The sequence below is a fragment of the Streptomyces carpinensis genome (assembly GCF_002154505.1).
Classification (GTDB): domain Bacteria; phylum Actinomycetota; class Actinomycetes; order Streptomycetales; family Streptomycetaceae; genus Streptomyces; species Streptomyces carpinensis.
In genome coordinates, this window is sequence record NZ_MUBM01000121.1 from 1 (window position 1) to 1,964 (window position 1,964).

At 69.7% G+C, this 1,964-nt stretch carries 1 protein-coding gene; it reads left to right on the forward strand.

Annotated features, from left to right (window positions below; genetic code table 11):
- Nucleotides 1-1,957: glycoside hydrolase family 31 protein (locus BZY54_RS17105; RefSeq protein ID WP_244217199.1), on the forward strand; the 1,957-nt coding region annotated here is incomplete at its 5' end.
- Nucleotides 1,958-1,964: the final 7 nt, after the last annotated feature.

Here is a 1,964-nt window from a genome sequence, read left to right on the forward strand (position 1 = left end):
GTCCGCCGGTGAGCTCACCCTGACCGTCCCCCCGAGCCGCACCGCCCCCGGCTACGCGCTGCATATGACGAGGGATCAACTCGCCTTCACCACCAGCCGTTCGGGAACCACCGTGCTGGCCACCGCGCCGGGTGACGCCGGTGCCCTGCGCTTCCGCACCGCCGGGACCTGGCAGCACGCCACCCGCGTCACCGGCTGGGCCTGGAAGGGCGGCGTGCTGACCCTCACCGCCGCCACGACCGCGGCCGGCGCCACGGTGGAGGCCCGCGTCACACCCTCCGCCGACCGCTACCAACTCGACTGGCAGGTCGATGGCGCCGCCCCCGAACGGCTGAGCCTCGCCTACGACCTGCAGTCCGCCGGTCACTGGTACGGCCACGGCGAGGCCCAGACCCCGAACGGCGGTCCCGGCACCGACCAGCCCTGGCCGCTCGACAGCGGCCAGGTCGTCCATCCCGCCTTCGGGCCGGCCTCGTACTACATGATCGACCCCTTCTGGTACACCTCGGCCGCGACCGGACTGCGCGTGGACACCGGCCACGTCATGGACGTGGCGATCAACCAGAACAAGGACGGCCTCGGCCGCTTCGACATCGAGTCCGCGGACCCGTACCGGGCGACGGTCTTCGTGGAGCACACGCCCCTCGACGTCTACCGCGACTACATCGGCATCGTGGGCAAACCGGCGAAGAGCGACTCCACCTACCGGCAGTTCGCCGAGCCCGTGTGGAACTCCTGGGCGCAGTTCTACACCCACGTCGACCAGGCCAAACTCCTGGACTATGCCCAGGACCTGCACGACAACCGCGTCACCGGGCACGCCCTCCAGCTCGACGACAAGTGGGAGTCCAACTACGGGAACATGACCTTCGACGCGAAGGCCTACCCGGACCCCAAGGCCATGTCGCAGAAGATCCACGACCTGGGCTTCGACTTCGGCCTCTGGGTCACCCTGTGGATCAACCTCGACTCCGACCAGTACCAGTACGCCGCCGACCACGGCTACCTGCTCAAGGACGCGGCCGACACCACCAAGCCCTGCACCGTCACCTGGTGGAACGGCACCGCGGGCATCGTCGACCTCGGCAACCCGGACGCCAAGGCCTGGTACGAGGGCCGGCTCAAGAGCCTCATGGGGACGTACGGCATCGACGGCCTGAAGTTCGACACCCGCTTCTTCGACGAGAAGTGCGCCCCGCACGCGGGCTACAAGCCCACCGACTACCAGCGCCTCGGCGCCCAGCTCGCCGACGAGTACGACCTCCAGGGCGTGGGCATCCGCGTCCACTGGGACACCGCCGCGCACCAGGCCGGATTCGCCACCCGCCAGGTCGACAAGGGCACCGGCTGGAACTCCCTGCGCGCCTCCGTCACGCAGAACCTCGCCATCTCCACCATCGGCTACCCCTTCGTCACCACCGACATGATCGGCGGCTCCAGCGGCCAGCCCGCCCCCAGCAAGCAGGTGCTGGTCCGCTGGGCGCAGTCGGCCTCACTGATGCCGCTGATGTACGCCTCCACATCCCCCGTGGACACGATCGACCCCAGGACGGGCAACAAGGTGGTGTACGACGAGGAGACGGTCGCCCTCTACCGTCAGGCCATCGCCCGCCACGGCCGCCTCGCCCCGTACATCTGGGACCAGGTCCAGCAGACCCTGAGAACCGGTGACCCGATCATGCGTCCCCTGTTCTTCGACTTCCCGGGGGACAAGGCCGCCTACACGGTCGGCGACGAGTGGATGCTGGGCCCGGCGGTCCTGGCCGCCCCCCAACTCGCCGACGCTCCCACCAGGAGCGTCCACCTGCCGCCGGGCACCTGGTTCGACGTCGCCCATGGCAAGGCGGTCCGCGGCAACAGGACCCTCACGGACTACGCCACCCCCCTGGGCACCGCCCCGGTCTTCGTGAAGCTCGGCGCGAAGGGCGCGGACAAGGCCCTCCGGGCACTGCGCTGATCCGGAC